Below are 18,150 nucleotides of genomic sequence, written 5' to 3'. Positions count from 1 at the left end.
GCATGCATGTCATCTTCCGCGAGAGCCACGGGCTCGAGGACACCGACACACCGACAGATCTGGGGCAATCGCCCGCGGATCTGGTCGTCCTGTCCTTCTCCGACAGCGATCTCGGCGCCTTCGCGGCGGGCTGGCATCGCGGCGGCGGGCCCGAGGGGCGGCTGCCCGGCGTCCGGCTTGCCAATATCGCGGCGCTGAAGCACCCGCTTTCCGTCGACACCTATGTCGAACGGACGCTGGCGGGCGCGAAAGGCATCCTGATCCGGCTGATCGGCGGGGTGCCCTACTGGCCCTACGGGCTGCAGCAGATCGAGGCGCTGGCGCGCGAGAAGGGCATCGCGCTGGCGGTCCTGCCTGCCGACGGGCGGCCCGACGCGCGGCTCGACGCGGTCTCGACCGTGCCCGCCTCGACGCTCAGGCGCCTGACGCACCTGTGCGATACGGGTGGCGCGGTCGCGGCGCAGGCCGCGCTGGCGCAGATGGCGCTGGCGGCCGGCCTCTATGCCGGGCCGGTGCCGGGTGCGAAGACCCTGCCCGAGATTGGCGCGTGGACGCCGGAAGACGGGCTTGCCTGTCCCGCGCCCACGGCCTTCGGGCAGGAAAAGCCGCTGGTCCTCGTCGTCTTCTACCGCTCCTACCTGGTCGCCGCCGATCTCGCGCCGATCGAGGCGCTCTTCGGCGCGTTGCGGTCGCGCGGCTTCCGGGTGCTTGGCCTCTTCGCGCCCTCGCTCAAGGCGCCTGGCGCGCGCGACTGGCTGGAGGGGCAGCTGCGCCGCTTCGCACCGGCGGCGGTCGTCAACGCCACCTCCTTTTCCGGGCGGGGCGATGCGGGCCGGTCGCCGCTCGACGCCGCGGGCACGCCGGTGTTCCAGGTGGCGCTGGCCACCTCGACGCGCGCGGCCTGGGCGGGGTCCGAGCGCGGGCTGTCTCCGGCCGATCTGGCCATGCATGTCGTCCTGCCCGAGGTGGACGGGCGACTCTTCGCGGGCGTCGCCTCTTTCAAGGAACCGCGCCCGCGCGATCCGCATCTGCAATTCGCCCGCCACGCCCATGCGCCCGAACCCGCGCGGATCGCGGCCATCGCCGACCGGGTGGCGGGCTGGCATCGCCTGTCGGCGACCGCGCCCGCGGATCGGCGCATTGCACTCGTGCTGTCGACCTATCCGGGGCGGGCGTGGAACATGGCTCATGCCGTGGGCCTCGACGCGCTGGCCTCGGCCGAGGCGATCCTCGACGATCTCGGCGCCGCGGGGCATGGCGTGGCTCCCGGCCCCGCCCTGCACGCCGCGCTGGCCAGCGGGCGCATCACCTGGCCCATGGACGCCTATCGCGCGGCGCTGGCCCGTCTGCCCCGGACCCTGCGCGACGATCTGCAGGCCGCCTGGGGCGCGCCGGAGGACGACCCCGATGCCGGACCGAACGGCTTCTCCTTCGCGGCCCTGCGGCGCGGTCAGGCTCTCGTCGCGCTGCAACCCGAACGCGGCACGCCCGCGGCGCGCGACGCCGAGTATCACGACCTGAGCCGCGTGCCGCGCCACGCCTATGTCGCCTTCTATCTCTGGCTCCGCGAAGAGGCCGATGCCCTGATCCATGTCGGCGCCCATGGCACGCTGGAATGGCTGCCGGGCAAATCAGTCGCCCTGTCGGAGAGCTGCTGGCCCGAGGCGCTGGTGGGCGATCTGCCGGTGATCTACCCCTTCATCGTCAACGATCCCGGCGAGGCCGCGCAGGCCAAGCGCCGCATCGGGGCCGTCACGCTCGGCCATGTGCCGCCGCCCCTCAAGCCCTCGCGGACGCCCGAACGGCTCTCGCGGCTCGAGGCGCTGCTCGACGAGTTCTCGAATGCCGATGGGCTCGACCCGCGCCGCCGTGACCGTCTGATGGCCGATATCCGCGACGAGGCGCGCAGCCTCGGGGTCGAAGGCGATCTGGGGATCGACGCGGCCGCCTGCACCGCCGAGGCGATCACCCGCATCGACCGCTTCGTCTGCGACGTCAAGGAGAGCCAGTTCGGCGACGGCCTGCATGTCTGGGGGCGCGCGCAGGCCGGCCAGGCGGCTTTCGACAGCCGCGCCGCGGCCGGGGCCGAGCGCCAGGCGCTGATCGACGCCGTCTCGGGCCGTCGGATCGAGGCCGGGCCCTCCGGCTCGCCCTATCGCGGGCGGACGGACGTTCTGCCCACCGGGCGCAACCTCTTCACCACCGACCCGCGCAGTGTGCCCACGCGCGCCGCCTTCCGGCAGGGTGCTGTGCTTGCCGACGAACTGATCCGCCGCCATCTGCAGGACGAGGGCGACTGGCCGCGCGGCGTGATCGTCGATCTCTGGGGGTCGGCCACGATGCGCACCGCGGGCGAGGAATTCGCCATGGCGCTGGCGCTCCTGGGGGTGCGGCCGGTCTGGGACGCGGGCTCCGAACGCGTCTCGGGGATCGAGGTGGTGCCCATCGCGGAACTGGATCGCCCACGGATCGACGTGACCCTGCGGGTCTCGGGCCTGTTCCGCGATGTGTTCCCGACCCTGTCGGCGCTGTTCCAGCAGGCGGTTCGAGTGCTGAGCCGGCGCGACGAGGCCCCCGACTGGAACCCCTATGCCGGGCGCGACGAGGCGCGCGTCTACGGTCCCGCGCCGGGAAGTTTCGGCCTCGGCATGGGGCAGCACCTCGGCGACTATTCCGACGCGGGGCGGCGGGCGGCGGGCGAGGCATGGCTTGCCGCCTCGGCCTGGGCGCTCGACGGCGACAGGCAGGCGCGCGACATGGACGGCCTGAAGGCGCGCGTCGCGCAGGCCGATGCCTTCGTCCACCTCCAGGATCTGCCCGAGACCGATCTGCTTCTGGCCGAGGATTACGCCGCCCACGAGGCGGGCTTCGCCGCGGCGCAGGGGATCGCAGGCGGGGCGGCGCGGCTCTACCATGTGGACAACACCGACCCGTCGCGCCCCCGCGCGCGGAGCCTTCCCGAGGAAATCGCCCGCGTCGTGCAGGCGCGCGCGGCCAATCCGGGCTGGATCGCCGGCATGCGGCGGCACGGCTTTCGCGGCGCGGCCGAGATCGCCTCGACGCTGGAAAACATGGCTGCCTTCGCCCATCTCGCCGGAGCCGTCGGGCCGCATCTGTTCGATCAGTTCTGGGAGGCGACCCTCGGCGACCCGGATGTGACCGCCTTTCTGGAGCAGGCCAACGGTCAGGCGCTGGAGGCCATGCGCGCCCGCTTTGCCGAGTTGCACGCGGCGGGCCTCTGGCAATCGCGGCGCAATTCGATCCTGGCCGAACTGGAGACCGGATCATGACCGCGCCCGCCATCCGTGGCTGGTGCCCCGGCGCGCATCGCCCGATGGCCTCGGGCGACGGGCTGGTGGTGCGGGTGCGCCCGGCCCTGGGCGCGCTGACCTGCGAACAGGCGCGCGGGCTGGCCGATGCGGCGGCGCGGTTCGGCAACGGCCTGATCGACCTGACGAATCGGGCCAATCTGCAGCTGCGCGGCGTGACCGAGGCCACGCATGGCCCGCTTCTGGACGCGCTCGGCCGTCTCGGCCTGCTCGATTCCGATCCGGGCGTGGAGGGCCGCCGCAACATCGTGCTCGACCCGTTCCGGGGAACCGGGGCGAAGGATTTGCAGAGCCGGATCGCCACCCGGCTCGCCGAGGGCCTTGCGGCGCCCGATCTGGCGCCCCTCCCCTCCAAGTTCGGCTTCGTCATCGACGCGGGGCCGGCCCGGCACCTTGCGGAGATCAGCGGCGACATCCGGATCGAGGCCGCGGCGAGGCGTCTGATCGTGCGCGCGGACGGCTGCGCCACGGGTCGGGCGGCGCGCGATGCGGAGGCGGCCGTGAGCCTCGCCCTCGACCTTGCGCGCTGGTTCATCGCCTCGGGCGGGATCGGCGCGGACGGACGCGGGCGCATGGCGCGCCATGTCACGGCGGGCCGGACCCTGCCCGAGGGGCTGGCAGGCGCCATGAGGCCCAACGCGGCCGTTCCCGCGCCCCGGCCCGGGCCTGTGACCGGGCCTGTGACCGGGCAGGGGCCCGGCGGCCTGCTTGTCGCGGCGGCCTTCGGTCAACTCGCGCCCGACGATCTCCTCGGGCTTGTGGCGGCTGCGCGGGGCCCGCTTCGGATCACGCCGTGGCGCATGGTGTTTATGCCCGGTGTCGAGGCCGCGGAGGTGCTGGCGGGATCGGACACGCTGATCACCGATCCCGACGATCCGCTGTTGCGCGTCCATGCCTGCACCGGCGCGCCGGGATGCCCGCAGGCCGGTCTGGAGACCCGTGGGCTGGCCCGCGACCTCGCGAGGATACTGCCTCCCTGCACAGCCCTGCACGTTTCGGGCTGCGCCAAGGGCTGCGCGCATCCTGCCCCGTGCGATCTGACTTTGGTCGGGCGGGACGGCCTGTTCGACCTTGTCACGGGTGGCACCCCGTGGGATGACCCCGACCGCCGCGGCCTCATGCAAACGGATGTGTCCGACGCCATCAGTGGATAGACGATGCCATACACCTACGAAACGGATGGCGCTGCGATCTACGCCGAGAGCTTCGCCACCATCCGGGCGGAGGCAGCTCTCGATCGCTTCGAGCCGGACGAGGAGCAGGTCGCGGTCCGGATGATCCACGCTGCGGGCATGGTCGGGCTGGAGGCGCATATCCGCTTCTCGCCCGGCATGGTCGCGGCCGCGCGCGCCGCGCTGGAGGCGGGCGCCCCGATCCTGTGCGACGCGCGCATGGTGAGCGAGGGGGTGACCCGCAAACGCCTGCCTGCGGAGAATGACGTTATCTGCACCCTGACGGACGCGCAGGTGCCCGCGCTGGCCGCGCGCCTGGGAACGACGCGGTCGGCGGCTGCGCTGGAATTGTGGCGGCCCCGGCTGGCGGGGGCTCTGGTCGCGATCGGCAATGCGCCCACCGCGTTGTTCCACCTGCTGGAGATGCTGGAAGATCCCGGCTGCCCGCGGCCCGCGGCCATCATCGGCTGCCCGGTCGGCTTCGTCGGCGCGGCGGAATCCAAGGCGGCGCTGTGGGCGGCGCAGCCCGCACCCGCGGTGATCGTCGACGGCCGGCTGGGCGGCAGCGCGATCACGGTCGCCGCGATCAACGCCATCGCGAGCCGCGCGGAATGAGCGCGGGCACGGTCTATGGCGTCGGCCTGGGGCCGGGGGACCCGGAACTGATGAGCGTACGCGCCGACCGGCTGGTGCGCGGCGCCAGCCATGTGGCCTTCTTCCGCAAGGCCGGACGCGCGGGACGCGCGCGCACACTCGTCGAGGGCATGCTGCGCCCCGATGCCGTCGAGATCGCGATGGAATACCCGGTCACGACCGAAATCCCGCTCGACGACCCGGCCTATGCCGGGAACCTGTCGGACTTCTACGCCGGGATCGCCGACCGGATCCGGACCCTTGCCGAGAGCGGTGCGGATGTCGTGGTCCTGTGCGAAGGCGACCCGTTCTTCTATGGCTCGTTCATGCATCTCTACACGCGCGTGAAAGATCATGTGCCGGTCGAAGTTGTCCCTGCAATCACCGGCATGTCGGCGGCCTGGACGGCGACGGGGATCCCGGTGACCTGGGGCGACGACGTTCTGTGCGTGCTGCTCGGCACCATGCCGGAGGAGGACCTTGCGCGCCGCATGGCCGACGCCGATGCCGTGGTGGTGATGAAGGTCGGCCGCAACCTGCCCAGGGTGCGCCGCGCGCTGGAGGCGGCCGGCAAGGCTGACCGGGCCTGGCTCGTGGAATGCGCCAGCATGGCGGAGGAACGCGTGATCCCTCTGCGCGATGCGGGCGACCAGGCGGCACCCTATTTCTCGATCGTCCTCGTCCATGGCCAGGGGCGGCGTCCATGAGCGGATGGCTGGTCATCGCGGGGCTGGGGCCTGGCGATCCGTCGCTCGTGACGCCCGAGGTCTCGGCGGCACTGGCCGAGGCGACCGACGTGGTGGGCTACATCCCTTATGTGCGGCGCGTCCCGCCGCGGGAGGGGCTGACCCTGCATGAAACCGACAACCGGCAGGAACTGGCCCGGGCCCGCCACGCGCTGGAGATGGCCGAGGCAGGACACCGCGTGGTTGTTGTCAGTTCCGGCGATCCCGGCGTCTTCGCCATGGCCTCGGCCGTGTTCGAGGCGGTGGAAGCGGGGCCGGGGCACTGGCGGGGCCTCGACATCCGCGTCCTGCCCGGCATCACGGCGATGCTGGCGGCCGCGGCGCGGATCGGCGCGCCCCTGGGGCATGATTTCTGTGCGATAAACCTCAGCGACAACCTCAAGCCATGGACCCTGATCGAGCGGCGGCTGCGCCTCGCCATCGAGGCGGATTTCGCCATCGCCCTCTACAATCCGCGCTCGAAGGCACGCCCCGAAGGGTTCGCCGCCACCCTGCGCCTTCTGCGGGAGTCCTGCGAGCCGGCGCGCGTGCTGGTCTTCGCAAGGTCCGTCACGACAGCGACCGAGCATCTGCGGGTCGTTCGGCTGGACGAGGCCACGCCCGAGATGGCGAACATGCAGACCGTGGTGCTGATCGGCTCGTCGGCGACCCGCGTCATCCGCCGCGGCGCCTCTCCCATCGTCTATACGCCAAGGTCCGTCCCGCAGTGAGCGAGCCAGTCGAACACGGCCTCCACATCATGCACCTCCTCGCGCGGCGGGGCGGGGGGACGGTCGATCATGATCACCGGCAGGCCAAGCGCGCGAGCGGCCGCGATCTTGGCATGGGCGCCGCTGCCGCCCGCGTTCTTGGACACCACGATGTCCAGCCTGAACCTCTCCATCAGCGCCCGGTCGGCCGCCATGTCGAAGGGGCCGCGATCCACGATGATCTCCGCGCGGGGGAAAGGGAGGTCGCCTTTCGGGGGGTCGACGAGGCGCAGAAGGTAGAAATGCTGCGGGTTCGGCGCGAAGGCCTCGAGATGCATCCGCCCCACGGCCAGCATCACCCGCGCGGCGGGACGATCGAGCGCGGCGACGGCACCGGCGATGTCGGGCACGGAGATCCATCGGTCGCCGGGCACCGGGCTCCAGGCCGGACGCGTCAGGGCGACGAGCGGCACGCCCGTCTCGGCACAGGCAGCCACGGCGTTTCGGCTCATCTGCACGGCGAAGGGATGGGTCGCGTCGATCACATGGGTGATGCCCTCCGCGCGCAGATAGCAGGCCAGCCCCGCGGCACCCCCGAAACCCCCCACCCGTTGCGGCAGGGGCTGGCGCAGGGGGCGTTCCACGCGACCGGCGAAGGACACGATCCCGTCCAGCCCGCGGTCGGAGGCGGCCCGAGCGAAGGCCGTCGCCTCGGTCGTTCCGGCAAGGATCAGGAGTTTGCAGGCCATGGCTGAGGCTCCCTGGCTGACCATCGTCGGCCTCGGAGAAGATGGCCCGGACGGCCTGTGCTCCGCAAGCCGCGAGGCTCTGGCCGATGCCGATATCGTCATGGGCCCCGCGCGGCACCTGGGGCTTTTGCCGGACCCCGGCGCCGAGCTTGTGGAATGGCCGGTGCCCTTTGCCGACGGTCTGAAGGCTCTCGAGGGCTTTCGCGGACGGCGTGTCGTGGCGCTGGTCTCGGGGGATCCGTTCTGGTTCGGGGCCGGGTCGGTCATCGCGGCCCGGCTCGGAGCCGGGGAATGGCGCGCCTTGCCGGGCCGGTCGACCTTTTCGCTGGCCGCCGCGCGGCTTGGCTGGCCGCTGGAGACGACCCTCTGCCTCGGCCTGCATGCCGCTCCGATGGCGCGGCTGCGGCCCCATCTTGCGCCGGGGCTGCGGGCCATCGTGCTCCTGCGCGATGGGGCAGCGGTCGGCGATCTTGCCGCCTACCTGCGCGCCGAGGGTTTCGGCGAAAGCCGTCTCACCGTGCTGGAGGCGCTTGGCGGACCGCGCGAGCGGGTGAGCATGGCGACGGCCGCGGACCTGTCGGGCACGTTCAGCCACCCTGTCTGCGTTGCGCTGGACGTGGCGGGCAGCGGCACGGTTCTGCCTCGTGTCTCGGGCATTTCGGACAGGTTCTTCGAGACCGACGGGCAGATCACCAAGCGGCCGGTGCGTGCGCTGGCGCTGTCGGCCCTTGCGCCGATGCCGGGCGAGCGCCTGTGGGACATCGGCGGCGGGTCGGGGTCGATCGGCATCGAATGGTGCCTTGCCGATCGCAGCCTGCAAGCCACCGCCATCGAACCGCGCCCCGAGCGCGCCGCCCGTATCCGGGCCAACGCGGACCGCTTCGGGCTCGACCGCCTGAGCGTCGTCGAGGGGCAGGCACCCGGGGCGCTGGCGGGGCTCGATCTTCCCCACGCGGTTTTCGTGGGCGGGGGCCTGTCCGAGGCTCTGATGGTCGATCTCGCCGCACGGTTGCCGTCCGGAACGCGGCTGGTGGCCCATGCCGTGACGCTCGAGTCCGAGGCTCTTTTGGCCGGATGGAGCGCCCGTCTCGGTGGCGAGCTGTTGCGGATCGAGCTGGCCGAGGCGGCGCCGTTGGGAGCAAGGCGCGGATGGTCGCCATCCCGTCCCGTCGTGCAATGGCGGGTCGTGCTGTGATCGTCGCGGGCTTCGGCTTTCGCGGCGCGGCGACGCTGTCGAGCCTGCGCGACGCGCTGGACCGAACGGGGGGCGCGTCGCGGGTCCGGCTGCTGGCCACCGCGAGCGACAAATCCCGGACCGCGGCCTTTCGCGTCCTCGCCGCCGAGCTGGGCCTGCCCACGGAGGGTGTTGACAGCGCCGCGCTCGCAGCCCAACCGACGCAAACGCGCTCGGCGGCATCGCTGGCGGCGCGCGGGACCGGCAGCCTTGCCGAGGCCGCGGCTCTTGCCGCCGCCGGACCGGGCGCGCGATTGATCGCCGCGCGGCAGATCTCGGCGGACGGCATGGCGACCTGCGCGCTGGCGGAAGGGAGGGACGGATGACGGTCCATTTCATCGGTGCGGGGCCCGGCGCGCCCGATCTGCTGACACTGCGCGGGCGCGACATCATCGCGGCCTGTCCCGTCTGTCTCTATGCCGGCTCGCTGGTGCCCGAGACAGTCCTGTCGCACTGCCCGCCCGGCGCGCGGATCGTGAATACCGCGCCGCTCGACCTCGACGCCATCATGCGCGAGATCACGGCTGCCCATGACCGGGGCGAGGACGTGGCCCGGCTGCATTCGGGCGACCTGTCGGTCTGGTCGGCGATGGGCGAACAGATCCGCCGCCTGAAGGCGCTGGGCATCCCCTACACGGTCACGCCCGGGGTGCCCGCCTTCGCCGCGGCGGCGGCGGCGCTGGGGTCGGAGTTGACCTTGCCCGGCGTTGTGCAATCGGTGGTGCTGACCCGGACGCCGGGGCGGGCCTCGTCGATGCCGGACACCGAAACGCTGGCGGCCTTCGGCGCGACCGGCGCGACGCTCGCCATCCACCTGTCGATCCAGAACCTCGGCCGGGTCGCCGCCGATCTGATCCCGCATTACGGCGAGGATTGCCCGGTCGCCGTGGTCTGGCGGGCAAGCTGGCCCGACGAGCGCATCCTGCGCGGCACGCTGTCCACCATCGAGGCGCGCCTGCCCGAGGGCATGACACGCACCGCCCTGATCCTGGTCGGCCGGGCGCTCGGCGACACGGAGTTCGGCGAAAGCCGCCTCTACGCGCCCGACTACGACCGCCGCTACCGCCCGCAAAGCGCCGACAGCCCCTGGGCAGGGTGGAGCGAGCGCGATGACTGACGCCCGCATTCCGCCGGGACTTCTGGTTTCGGCCCCGGCCTCCGGGACGGGAAAGACGACGGTCATGCTTGGGCTCCTCCGCGCGCTGGTGGAGGACGGGCTCGAGGTGCAGCCGTTCAAGTCCGGGCCCGACTACATCGATCCGGCCTTTCACCGCGCCGCGAGCGGGCGGGCGTCGTTCAACCTCGACACCTGGGCGATGGACGCGGGCCTGTTCGGCGCCATCGCCGCGCGCGCCGCGGGGGCGGACATCTGCGTGGCCGAGGGGTCGATGGGCCTTTTCGACGGGGTCGCGACGCGGGGGCGCGCGGGCTTCGGCTCGAGCGCCGAGACCGCGACGGCGATGGGCTGGCCGGTGATCCTCGTCCTCGACGTGGGCGGGCAGGCGCAATCGGCCGCCGCGACGGCGCTCGGCTTCGCGCGCTACGACCCCGATCTGCGGATCGCGGGCGTGATCCTCAACCGTGTCGCCAGCCCGCGCCACGAGCGGCTGACGCGGCTGGGGATGGAGCGCGCGGGCCTGGCGGTTCTCGGCGCCCTGCCGCGGCGCGGGGATCTGGCGCTGCCCGAACGGCACCTCGGTCTGATCCAGGCCGTCGAGCACCCGGATCTGGAGCGTGCCATCGCGGGCTATGCGGCCTTCCTGCGCGAACATGTCGATCTGGCAGCGATCCGGCGGGCGGCGCTCGGGCGGCAGGCGGCCGCAGCCGGCCCCCTGCCGCGCCCGCCCGCGCAGCGGATCGCGCTCGCCCGCGATGCGGCGTTTTCCTTTACCTACCCGCATCTGCTCGAGGGCTGGCGCGCGGCCGGGGCGGAGATCCTGCCCTTCTCGCCGCTCGCGGACGAGGCGCCCGCGGCGCATGCCGATCTGGTCTGGCTGCCCGGCGGCTATCCCGAACTGCACGCGGGCGCGCTCGCGGATGCCTCGACCTTCCTCGCCGGGCTGCGGCGCCATGCCGGGACGCGGCCCGTCCACGGCGAATGCGGCGGCTACATGGCGCTCGGCCAAGCCCTGATCGACAAGGACGGAGCGCGCCACGAGATGGCCGGGCTCCTGGGCCTCGTGACCTCCTACGAGACGCGCAAGTTCCATCTCGGCTATCGCCGGGCCGTGCTGGCAAGGCCCATGCCGGGCCATCCGGCGGGCGCGGCGCTCCGCGGGCACGAGTTCCATTACTCGACGATCCTCGACCAGCCGGACGCACCGCTGGCGCATGTGACCGATGCCGACGGCAACCCGGTGCCCGAGACCGGCTCGCATCGGGGCCATGTCACGGGAACCTTCTTCCACCTGATCGCCGAGGACGCACCATGAGCGGCTTCGTCAGCTTCGTGGGGTCCGGTCCGGGCGATCCCGACCTGCTGACGCTGAAGGCCGTCGACCGCCTCAAGCGCGCGGATGCGGTCCTTTACGACGATCTGTCTTCGGGGCCGATCCTGTCCTACGCCCGGGCCGGGGCCGATCTTGTGGGCGTGGGCAAGCGGGCCGGCCGGCCTTCGCCCCGGCAGCATCACGTCAGTCGGCTCCTGGTGGAGTATGCCCAAGGCGGCGGGCGGATCGTGCGGCTGAAATCCGGGGACGGCGGCCTTTTCGGGCGGCTCGAGGAAGAGCTGATCGCCCTGCGCAGCGCCGGCATCGCCTTCGAGATCGTGCCGGGCGTGGCCTCGCCTTTCGCGGCCGCGGCGGCGGCGGGCATTCCGCTCACCCGGCGCCTGACGGCACGGCGCGTCCAGTTCGTCACGGGGCACGACGCGAGCGGACACTTGCCGCCGGACCTCGACCTCGACGCGCTGGCCGATCCCGGCGCCTGCACCGTGATCTTCATGGGCAAGCGCACCTTTCCGGCCCTGGCCGAGGCGCTGATCGCGCGCGGCCTGCCGCCCGAGACCCCGGCGATGCTTGCCGAGGCCGTTGGAACGCCGGAGGCAAGCCGTCTGCGCACGACGGTCGCCGCCCTGGCCGCGCGCCTTGCCGGCGAGATCGGCGCGAAGCCCGCGCTGATCTTCTACGGCGCCCTGGCGGAGGGAGAGGGCCTGCCGTGACCGAACTCTGGCTGATCGGGATCGGAACCGGCAACCCCGAGCACGTCACGCTGCAGGCGCGTCGCGCGCTGCGCGAGGCGGCTCTGGTGCTCGTTCCGCGAAAGGGGCCCGACAAGTCCGATCTGGCGGACCTGCGCCATGCGATCCTTGCCGCCTGCGCCAGTCCGGCCCCGGTGCGCGAATTCGACATGCCCGTGCGGGACGAGAGCCTGCCCTATGCCGCGCGCGTGGCGAGGTGGCATGACGAGATCGCCGTCATCTGGGCCGAGGCCTTGCGCGATGCGACCCCTGACGGGCCTGTCGCGCTGCTCGTCTGGGGCGACCCCGGGCTCTACGATTCGACGCTGCGCATCGCCGCGCGGCTGTCGCCGCGCCCGAAGCTGCGCGTGATCCCCGGCATCACGGCGCTGCAGGCCCTGACATCGGCCCACGCCATCCCCTTCAACACCGTGGGCGGGGCCGTCACCGTCACCACCGGTCGGCGCCTGCGCGATCATGGCTGGCCCGAGGGCGCCGAGACGGTCGCGGTGATGCTCGACGGCGCGTGCAGTTTCCGGCACCTGCCGCCCGAGGGGCTGCATATCTGGTGGGGCGGGTTTCTCGGCATGGCCGAACAGGTGCTCGACGCCGGGCCGCTGGCCGAGGCCGGGCCGCGCATCCTGCACGCCCGCGCCGAGGCCCGGGCGCGGCATGGCTGGATCATGGACACCTATCTGCTGCGCAAGACGCCGGATTGACACCTCCTGTCTCGCGACCGAGGCTGGCCTGTCATGCGTCAAGGCCCTGGGCACAATGCTAGAGATCCTCGAAGTCCGCACTTATCGCCATCTCTTGATCGCGCAGGTCGTCGCGCTGATGGGAACCGGGCTGGCCACCGTCGCGCTTGGCCTTCTGGCCTATGACCTTGCGGGCGGAAACGCGGCGATGGTCCTCGGCACCGTCTTTGCGATCAAAATGGTGGCCTATGTCACGGTCGCGCCTGTCGCCGCCGCTCTGGCCGAGAGGATGCATCGCCGCCGTGTTTTGGTGGCGCTGGATCTGGTGCGTGCCGCTGTCGCGCTTTGCCTGCCGATCGTCTCCGAGGTCTGGCAGGTCTTTGTCTTGATCCTTATTCTCCAAGCGGCCTCGGCGGCCTTCACGCCGATTTTTCAGGCGACGATCCCAGACGTCCTTCCAGAAGAAGACCGCTATACCCGTGCCCTGTCCCTGTCGCGGTTGGCCTATGATTTGGAGTCGCTCCTGAGCCCGGCTCTGGCTGCGCTTCTCCTCGTCGCGTTTTCCTACGACACGCTGTTCCTCGGGACGGTGGCAGGCTTCGCGGCCTCGGCAGCCCTTGTCGTCTCGGTGGTCCTTCCAACGCCGAAACCGTCTGCATCGCGCGGGTTCTACGACCGCACAACCCGCGGTATTCGAATCTATTTCAAGACTCCGCGCCTGCGGGGGCTTCTCGCGTTTTCAATGGCGGTGTCTGCGGCGGGTGCCATGGTGCTCGTCAATACGGTGGTTCTGGTCAAAGACGGACTAGGCCTAGGGGACAGCGCCGTGGCAGTTGCAATGGGGGCCTTCGGCGCTGGATCCATGCTGGCGGCGCTCTCTTTGCCAAAGATGCTCGACACGATGTCAGATCGCCCGGTCATGTGTGTCGGCGCTGTGATGATGGTCCTGGGTCTGATTGGCCTTGCCGTTTGGGATGGGGCATTTGGGCTGTCACAAAGCGCACTTCTGGCGGCATGGTTGACTATCGGGATCGGGTATTCTGCCGTCCTTACCCCGTCCGGGCGGCTACTGCGCCGGTCGTCGCAACCCGAGGATAGACCGGCGGTTTTTGCGGCGCAGTTCGCCCTGTCGCATGCCTGCTGGCTCCTGACCTATCCGCTGGCCGGTGCGTTAATGACGCTTGGTGGGGAGGTGGTGGCGCTTAGTGTCTGTTCTGCGCTGACCTGTGGCGCACTTCTCTTGGCGCTCAGGCAGTGGCCGTCCCATGACCCGGTCGAAATCGCGCACGAGCACCCGGACCTGCCCCCTGAGCACCCACATGTGCAGGGTGAACACCGGCATGTCCACCCCTTCACCATCGACGACCTGCACCCGTCCTGGCCGATCAGCGGCTGAGCGTCAGACAGGCAGCAGCCGTCCTTCTGACAGGTGCAGCGCGCAGGGCGCGACGGCCTCACGGAAGGCCGGATCGTGGCTGACCAGAAGGACCGCTTGGGGCAGCGCGTTCACGATCTCCACCAGCCGCGCCCGGTTCTCCGGATCGAGCGCGTTGGTGGGCTCGTCGAGCAGCAGCACCTCGGGCTCCATCGCGAGCACGGTCGCCAGCGTGACCAGCCGCTTTTCGCCCCCCGACAGGTGATGGGTGATCCGGTCGCGCAGATGAGCCAGGTCCAGCCGGGCCAGCACGTCCTCGACGATGGCCAGCGCCTCGTCCCGGCTGCGGCCGAGATTGAGCGGCCCGAAGGCGATGTCCTCGGCGACGGTCGGGCAGAAGAGCTGATCGTCCGCGTCCTGAAAGACGAGACCGACGCGGCGGCGGACGTCCTCGAAATCCGCCTCCGTCCGGCGCGGGGTGCCGAAGACCCGCACCTCACCCGCCTCCGGTTTCAGAAGCCCCACCACGATCCGGAGCAGTGTGGACTTGCCGGCGCCGTTCGGCCCGGTGAGCGAAAGCCGCTCGCCGCGGCCGAGCGTCAGGGAGGCATCCCGCAGAACCGGATCCGCGCCGGGATAGGCGAAGCGCAGACCCCGCAGGTCGATCGCCGTCACCGGGCGAATTCCAGCGCCAGGAGGGCCGAGGCCGCGACGATGGCAAGGAAGCCGAAGGCGGCGTCCGCCCGGGTCGCGCGGAACCGCGGCAGCAGGACGATCCGCCCCGAAAAGCCGCGGCACTTCATGGCGCCGAGGACGCGTTCGGAGCGTTCGACCGCGCGCACGAGCATCATGCCGACGAGGTAGCCGAAGCTGCGATAGGTGTGCCAGTTCGTGCCGGGACGAAACCCGCGCACCTTCATCGCGGTTCTCAGGCGCAGATATTCCTCGCGCAGGGTGTCGATGTAGCGGATCGAGAACATCAGAAGGTGGACCAGCCTTTCGGGCATCTTCAGCGCATGGAGCGCATGACCCAGCGTGACCGGTTCCATCGTGCCGACCAGCACCAGCAGCGCAAGCACCACGGCGTTGGCCGTCAGCGCGATCTCGACGGCGCGCAGCACGCCCTGCCAGCTGGCGGTGAAGCCCCAGAGCGTGAAGATCGCATCCCCGGGCACGGTGAAGGGCAGCAGGACCAGCATGAACAGGATGAACCCGTCCATCGCCGCCATCCGCCCGAGCGTGCGGCGAAGGGGCAGGCGCGAGGCCAGCAGCAGCGCGACCGAGAGGCCGAAGGCGAGCGCGAGCGTGTCGATCCGGGTGCAGGCAACGACCACGACGGCAAAGGTTGCCGCCACGACGATGCGCATGCGCGGGTCGATTGCGCCAAGCCAGCCGGGCACCTCCCCGTTCGGCCCCGGAACGGCCGCCTGCGGCGAAAGGATCGACGCCAAGGATCAGGCCGCCAGCCTGCGGCGCGCCGCGAGGTAGAACCCCAGCCCGAAGAGCCCCATGATATAGCCGATCCCGCCAAGGATGGTCTGAAGGTCGTTCCGGGTCCTGTCGGCGGCGATTTCCTGCCGCAGCGGGCGCAGTTCCGACCGCACGATCTCGGCGATGGCCGCGCGTTCCTCCTCCGTCAGCGATGCGGCCGGGGCGGCACCCTCCGCGGGGGCGTCGGGCGCGGTCTCGGCCGGGTCGCTCTCGGGCGCGGCGACCCCCATGATCGCGGCGACCTCTTCGGCCGGCATGGTCATCTCCGCGACGTGCCCGGCCCCGAGATCGGCGCGAAAGACATGGGTGACCGGCTCGGTGGGCGTGTAGAGGAAGAATCCGTCCTCGTCCGTCACGGTCTCGCCCAGCCTGGTGCCCTGGGCGTCGAAAACCTCGACACGCTGATCGTCGGCCATTGAACCGTTCGAGAACCCGATTTCCCCCTCGATGTCGCGTCCCGCCGGGAAGACCGAGGCAATGACGTTGTGCGCCGTTGCCGCGAGCGGCATGGCGGCAAGGATCAGGCCGAGAAACACGATCCGGATCATGCCCTGGCTCCCTTGATGGCGTCGAAAAGGTCCGGCTTGACCTGCCGCGCGAGATAGACGGCCGACGCCGACAGCAGCGCCTCGACCGCCATCACCGGGATATGGGCAAGGAAGACGAACTGCGCGGCCGGCACGAAGGCGTCGCCCGACAGCACCAGGGAAACCGCGACCAGTAGCGTCGTCGCCGCGATGGCGAAGGCCCCGCCGATCCCGGCCCAGACGGCGCCCGCCAGCGGCGAGGCGCGCGCGATCAGCGGACCGAAGAGCAGCCCCGCCAGCACCGCGGGCAGCGCGATGTTGAGCGTGTTGATCCCCAGCACGGTGAGCCCGCCGAAGCCGAAGAAGACGGCCTGCAGCAGCAGCCCCACGAAGAGCGCCGGAAAGGCGGCCCAGCCGAGGACGAGCCCGGCCAGGCCGTTGAGGATCAGATGCACCGACGACGGGCCGATCGGAACATGGATGAGCGAGGCCACGAAGAACGCGGCCGAGAGGACCCCCGCGGCGGGGATCTTTTCCAGCGGCAGCCTGTTCAGCCCCAGCGCGATCCCGCCTGCGGCCAGCACCGCCCCGCCGATCACCACCTCGTTGGCGAGCGCCCCGTCGACGATGTGCATGGTCTCACTCCAGTTCGCTGGCGTGGATCCAGATCACCGCGTCCTGCGACAACTCCGTGCCGTCGAACTCGGTCTCCGTGCCCACGCCGAGCGCGGCAAAGCCCCACCAGCCGGCGGTCGGGATGCCGAAGGTGAAATAGCCGTTCGCATCGCTGATCGCGACCAGCGTGCCGCCTGCGGGCGGCGTGACCGTCGCATCGGTCGTGGCGCTGTCCGCGATGTCGGGCTCGGACGCCAGGTATTCGATCTCGATCTCGGCGCCCGGAACGGGTTCGCCCTCGGACAGGACCCGCCCCGTGAAGGTCGAACCGACCAGCACGTTGTAGGGCCGGTTCAGCGGCTGGATCTCGGCCGGCAGGCCCATGATCGCGTCCCAGTCCGTGGGCAGCCCGTTGCGGTTCAGGAACACCCGCGTGATCTGCTGGATATGGATATCCTCGGATTCCTCGTAATAGGGCTCGGGCACGGTCACGAGCACGTAGTCCCCCGACCGGCGGACCGGCACGGAGCCGAGAAAGGCCTCGCCGGTGTTCTCGGCACCCTCGAAGGCCGCAGGTTCCAGCGTGTCGAGAAGGTCCGTGCGTTCGCCGTTGTGGATCATGTAGAATTCGCGCGGCTTGGCGAGGTCCATGACATGACCGTTGTCCATCGGGTGCCAGAAGATCAGCTTGACGGGGATTTCACCGGGCCTCCCGATCACGGCCTCTTCGGTATAGGTCGACAGGAAATGTGCCGATGCCGTCACCGGCAGGGCAGCGGCGGCCGCCGCCGCCAGAAGTGTCTTGCGTAGGGTCATCTGCGTCCTCTTTCGGTCGTGCGGCGCAGGCGCCGCGCTTGGAAACGACGGACGGGGAGATTTGGCGGGAGCGCGACACGAGGAAGACACGCCCATGCCAGACGCGTTTCCCCGGCGTCCAGGTGGCCGTGCCCCTGCGGGGACACGCATGACCGGCAGGTCTCCTGGCTCGCGGGTCTGCGCCCTGGCTGGCCTTCCCGGATCGCTCCAGTGGCATCGTCAGCCGGACTCGCCGCTCACAGTTGCGGGGACAGCCGCGGATTCGACGTGCAGGCACACCCCACCGCGTTCCCTCTTGCCTCCACCCCGGGAAGGGATGGAACCGATCACGAGGTTTTTGATGCACCACCGGCAGGCCCTGGTCAATTCGTTTCGCACACCAACCGGACCTCGCCGCCCATCCATCGGCTGCGGGCGCTGCCGCATCCATGACCTTTCGGCGCGGGCCGCCCTCACCGCGCCGGCAGGCGGGGTCGGAACTCGAGGCCGTGGCGAGGTTCCATGACGCTGCGCGACGACAGCGCGGGCGCGCGCCGCGCGGAGCGCCGGGGGCGACGCCATGCACCGACGCCGATGCCCGGAGCGAGGCGATAGCGGCTCCGGGCGCCCGAATCGCCGGAATCGAAGCTTTCGAAACGCCTCGAAGCGGCTGGTGGCCCGGCGCGCCAGCAGCCGACCCGGGCGCGACCCGGGCGCAAATGCCGAAACTCCGCCGCGGCGGCCTTCGGCTGAAGCCGATCGTGCCGGCTGGGAGGGCATAGTCCCCCGAAATCATTCTCGGGACTATCACCTTGTACACCCAGGCCGCTTGCGCTTTCCTCAGCGTTTTTGCTTGCGCCCGCGCTCGGTAGCTTCGCGGAGGCCATCGCCCATGCGCTGGGCGGGCGGAGCACTGCCG

General features: G+C 71.0%; 17 protein-coding genes, 1 pseudogene and 1 riboswitch. Of the genes and pseudogenes, 12 read left to right on the top strand and 6 right to left on the bottom strand.

From position 1 onward, the window contains the following. Window positions 1-2: 2 nt before the first annotated feature. Genes cobN through cobJ form a run of 5 tightly spaced genes read left to right on the top strand, consistent with a single transcriptional unit; the run spans window position 3 to window position 6,590 of the window. Window positions 3-3,290 (top strand): cobaltochelatase subunit CobN, encoded by a 3,288-nt coding sequence (cobN, locus tag ACLFOB_RS06075; RefSeq protein ID WP_410925502.1) that lies wholly within the window; start codon window positions 3-5, stop codon window positions 3,288-3,290. Beyond that, window positions 3,287-4,483, top strand: coding sequence for a precorrin-3B synthase (gene cobG, locus ACLFOB_RS06070; RefSeq protein WP_410925500.1), 1,197 nt, complete (start codon window positions 3,287-3,289; stop codon window positions 4,481-4,483). Before cobN ends, cobG begins: the two co-directional genes overlap by 4 nt. 3 nt (window positions 4,484-4,486) lie before the next feature. Further along, window positions 4,487-5,116 carry a precorrin-8X methylmutase gene (locus tag ACLFOB_RS06065; RefSeq protein ID WP_410917031.1) on the top strand — a complete coding sequence of 210 codons (630 nt, stop codon included), beginning with the start codon at window positions 4,487-4,489 and terminating at the stop codon, window positions 5,114-5,116. Continuing rightward, on the top strand, window positions 5,113-5,841 hold the full coding sequence (locus tag ACLFOB_RS06060; RefSeq protein WP_410925498.1) for a precorrin-2 C(20)-methyltransferase: 729 nt from the start codon (window positions 5,113-5,115) through the stop codon (window positions 5,839-5,841). Before ACLFOB_RS06065 ends, ACLFOB_RS06060 begins: the two co-directional genes overlap by 4 nt. Continuing rightward, window positions 5,838-6,590 carry a precorrin-3B C(17)-methyltransferase gene (cobJ, locus tag ACLFOB_RS06055; RefSeq protein WP_410925496.1) on the top strand — a complete coding sequence of 251 codons (753 nt, stop codon included), beginning with the start codon at window positions 5,838-5,840 and terminating at the stop codon, window positions 6,588-6,590. The genes ACLFOB_RS06060 and cobJ overlap by 4 nt, the downstream gene beginning before the upstream one ends. Here cobJ and ACLFOB_RS06050 read toward each other — a convergent pair. Next, the gene (locus ACLFOB_RS06050) at window positions 6,563-7,318 is read right to left on the bottom strand and encodes a cobalt-precorrin-6A reductase (protein WP_410925494.1); all 756 of its coding nucleotides are present in this window, start codon (window positions 7,316-7,318) and stop codon (window positions 6,563-6,565) included. The genes cobJ and ACLFOB_RS06050 overlap by 28 nt on opposite strands. Here ACLFOB_RS06050 and cbiE point away from each other — a divergent pair. From cbiE to ACLFOB_RS06015, 7 genes are read left to right on the top strand one after another with little or no spacing between them, the layout of a single operon-like run. Then, on the top strand, window positions 7,317-8,513 hold the full coding sequence (gene cbiE / locus ACLFOB_RS06045) for a precorrin-6y C5,15-methyltransferase (decarboxylating) subunit CbiE (RefSeq protein ID WP_410925492.1): 1,197 nt from the start codon (window positions 7,317-7,319) through the stop codon (window positions 8,511-8,513). The genes ACLFOB_RS06050 and cbiE overlap by 2 nt on opposite strands. After that, the gene (locus ACLFOB_RS06040; RefSeq protein WP_410925490.1) at window positions 8,510-8,878 is read left to right on the top strand and encodes a cobalamin biosynthesis protein; all 369 of its coding nucleotides are present in this window, start codon (window positions 8,510-8,512) and stop codon (window positions 8,876-8,878) included. The genes cbiE and ACLFOB_RS06040 overlap by 4 nt, the downstream gene beginning before the upstream one ends. Then, complete coding sequence (gene cobM / locus ACLFOB_RS06035; RefSeq protein ID WP_410925488.1) at window positions 8,875-9,669, top strand: precorrin-4 C(11)-methyltransferase; 795 nt, start codon at window positions 8,875-8,877, stop codon at window positions 9,667-9,669. Before ACLFOB_RS06040 ends, cobM begins: the two co-directional genes overlap by 4 nt. Continuing rightward, complete coding sequence (locus ACLFOB_RS06030) at window positions 9,662-10,984, top strand: cobyrinate a,c-diamide synthase (protein ID WP_410925486.1); 1,323 nt, start codon at window positions 9,662-9,664, stop codon at window positions 10,982-10,984. The genes cobM and ACLFOB_RS06030 overlap by 8 nt, the downstream gene beginning before the upstream one ends. Further along, on the top strand, window positions 10,981-11,712 hold the full coding sequence (gene cobA, locus ACLFOB_RS06025; RefSeq protein ID WP_410925484.1) for a uroporphyrinogen-III C-methyltransferase: 732 nt from the start codon (window positions 10,981-10,983) through the stop codon (window positions 11,710-11,712). Before ACLFOB_RS06030 ends, cobA begins: the two co-directional genes overlap by 4 nt. Beyond that, entirely contained in the window at window positions 11,709-12,449 is a 741-nt protein-coding gene (gene cobF / locus ACLFOB_RS06020) for a precorrin-6A synthase (deacetylating) (protein WP_410925482.1), read from the top strand. Before cobA ends, cobF begins: the two co-directional genes overlap by 4 nt. A 55-nt stretch (window positions 12,450-12,504) precedes the next feature. Beyond that, window positions 12,505-13,824: an MFS transporter gene (locus ACLFOB_RS06015; RefSeq protein WP_410925480.1), complete on the top strand. Its 1,320-nt coding sequence runs from the start codon at window positions 12,505-12,507 to the stop codon at window positions 13,822-13,824. Window positions 13,825-13,827: 3 nt separating this feature from the next. On the opposite strand, the pseudogene ACLFOB_RS06010 reads toward ACLFOB_RS06015, so the two are convergent. The 5 genes and pseudogenes from ACLFOB_RS06010 to ACLFOB_RS05990 all read right to left on the bottom strand — a co-directional run. Beyond that, window positions 13,828-14,409, bottom strand: a pseudogene (locus tag ACLFOB_RS06010) (energy-coupling factor ABC transporter ATP-binding protein); the annotation flags it as partial. A 65-nt stretch (window positions 14,410-14,474) separates the two neighbouring features. Next, on the bottom strand, window positions 14,475-15,203 hold the full coding sequence (gene cbiQ, locus ACLFOB_RS06005) for a cobalt ECF transporter T component CbiQ (RefSeq protein ID WP_410917047.1): 729 nt from the start codon (window positions 15,201-15,203) through the stop codon (window positions 14,475-14,477). 54 nt (window positions 15,204-15,257) lie between these two features. Then, window positions 15,258-15,842 (bottom strand): cobalt ABC transporter permease, encoded by a 585-nt coding sequence (locus tag ACLFOB_RS06000; RefSeq protein WP_410925478.1) that lies wholly within the window; start codon window positions 15,840-15,842, stop codon window positions 15,258-15,260. Continuing rightward, entirely contained in the window at window positions 15,839-16,456 is a 618-nt protein-coding gene (cbiM, locus tag ACLFOB_RS05995; RefSeq protein WP_410915944.1) for a cobalt transporter CbiM, read from the bottom strand. The genes ACLFOB_RS06000 and cbiM overlap by 4 nt, the downstream gene beginning before the upstream one ends. A 4-nt stretch (window positions 16,457-16,460) precedes the next feature. Continuing rightward, window positions 16,461-17,252 (bottom strand): DUF4198 domain-containing protein, encoded by a 792-nt coding sequence (locus ACLFOB_RS05990; protein WP_410915945.1) that lies wholly within the window; start codon window positions 17,250-17,252, stop codon window positions 16,461-16,463. Window positions 17,253-17,388: 136 nt separating this feature from the next. Continuing rightward, window positions 17,389-17,594, bottom strand: a riboswitch (cobalamin riboswitch). Window positions 17,595-18,150: the final 556 nt, after the last annotated feature.

Source organism: Rhodosalinus sp. (genome assembly GCF_046542825.1).
GTDB lineage: Bacteria > Pseudomonadota > Alphaproteobacteria > Rhodobacterales > Rhodobacteraceae > Rhodosalinus.
The sequence above is the reverse complement of the archived record's forward strand: the minus strand, read 5'-3'. Positions and strand labels throughout refer to the sequence as shown.

What these genes read in the sequence shown, in the direction of transcription:
- cobN (WP_410925502.1), top strand. Translation starts at nt 3, where the DNA reads ATGCATGTCATCTTCCGCGAGAGCCACGGGCTCGAGGACACCGACACA.
- cobG (WP_410925500.1), top strand. Translation starts at nt 3,287, where the DNA reads ATGACCGCGCCCGCCATCCGTGGCTGGTGCCCCGGCGCGCATCGCCCG.
- ACLFOB_RS06065 (WP_410917031.1), top strand. Translation starts at nt 4,487, where the DNA reads ATGCCATACACCTACGAAACGGATGGCGCTGCGATCTACGCCGAGAGC.
- ACLFOB_RS06060 (WP_410925498.1), top strand. Translation starts at nt 5,113, where the DNA reads ATGAGCGCGGGCACGGTCTATGGCGTCGGCCTGGGGCCGGGGGACCCG.
- cobJ (WP_410925496.1), top strand. Translation starts at nt 5,838, where the DNA reads ATGAGCGGATGGCTGGTCATCGCGGGGCTGGGGCCTGGCGATCCGTCG.
- cbiE (WP_410925492.1), top strand. Translation starts at nt 7,317, where the DNA reads ATGGCTGAGGCTCCCTGGCTGACCATCGTCGGCCTCGGAGAAGATGGC.
- ACLFOB_RS06050 (WP_410925494.1), bottom strand. Translation starts at nt 7,318, where the DNA reads ATGGCCTGCAAACTCCTGATCCTTGCCGGAACGACCGAGGCGACGGCC.
- cobM (WP_410925488.1), top strand. Translation starts at nt 8,875, where the DNA reads ATGACGGTCCATTTCATCGGTGCGGGGCCCGGCGCGCCCGATCTGCTG.
- ACLFOB_RS06030 (WP_410925486.1), top strand. Translation starts at nt 9,662, where the DNA reads ATGACTGACGCCCGCATTCCGCCGGGACTTCTGGTTTCGGCCCCGGCC.
- cobA (WP_410925484.1), top strand. Translation starts at nt 10,981, where the DNA reads ATGAGCGGCTTCGTCAGCTTCGTGGGGTCCGGTCCGGGCGATCCCGAC.
- ACLFOB_RS06015 (WP_410925480.1), top strand. Translation starts at nt 12,505, where the DNA reads ATGCTAGAGATCCTCGAAGTCCGCACTTATCGCCATCTCTTGATCGCG.
- ACLFOB_RS06000 (WP_410925478.1), bottom strand. Translation starts at nt 15,842, where the DNA reads ATGATCCGGATCGTGTTTCTCGGCCTGATCCTTGCCGCCATGCCGCTC.
- cbiM (WP_410915944.1), bottom strand. Translation starts at nt 16,456, where the DNA reads ATGCACATCGTCGACGGGGCGCTCGCCAACGAGGTGGTGATCGGCGGG.
- ACLFOB_RS05990 (WP_410915945.1), bottom strand. Translation starts at nt 17,252, where the DNA reads ATGACCCTACGCAAGACACTTCTGGCGGCGGCGGCCGCCGCTGCCCTG.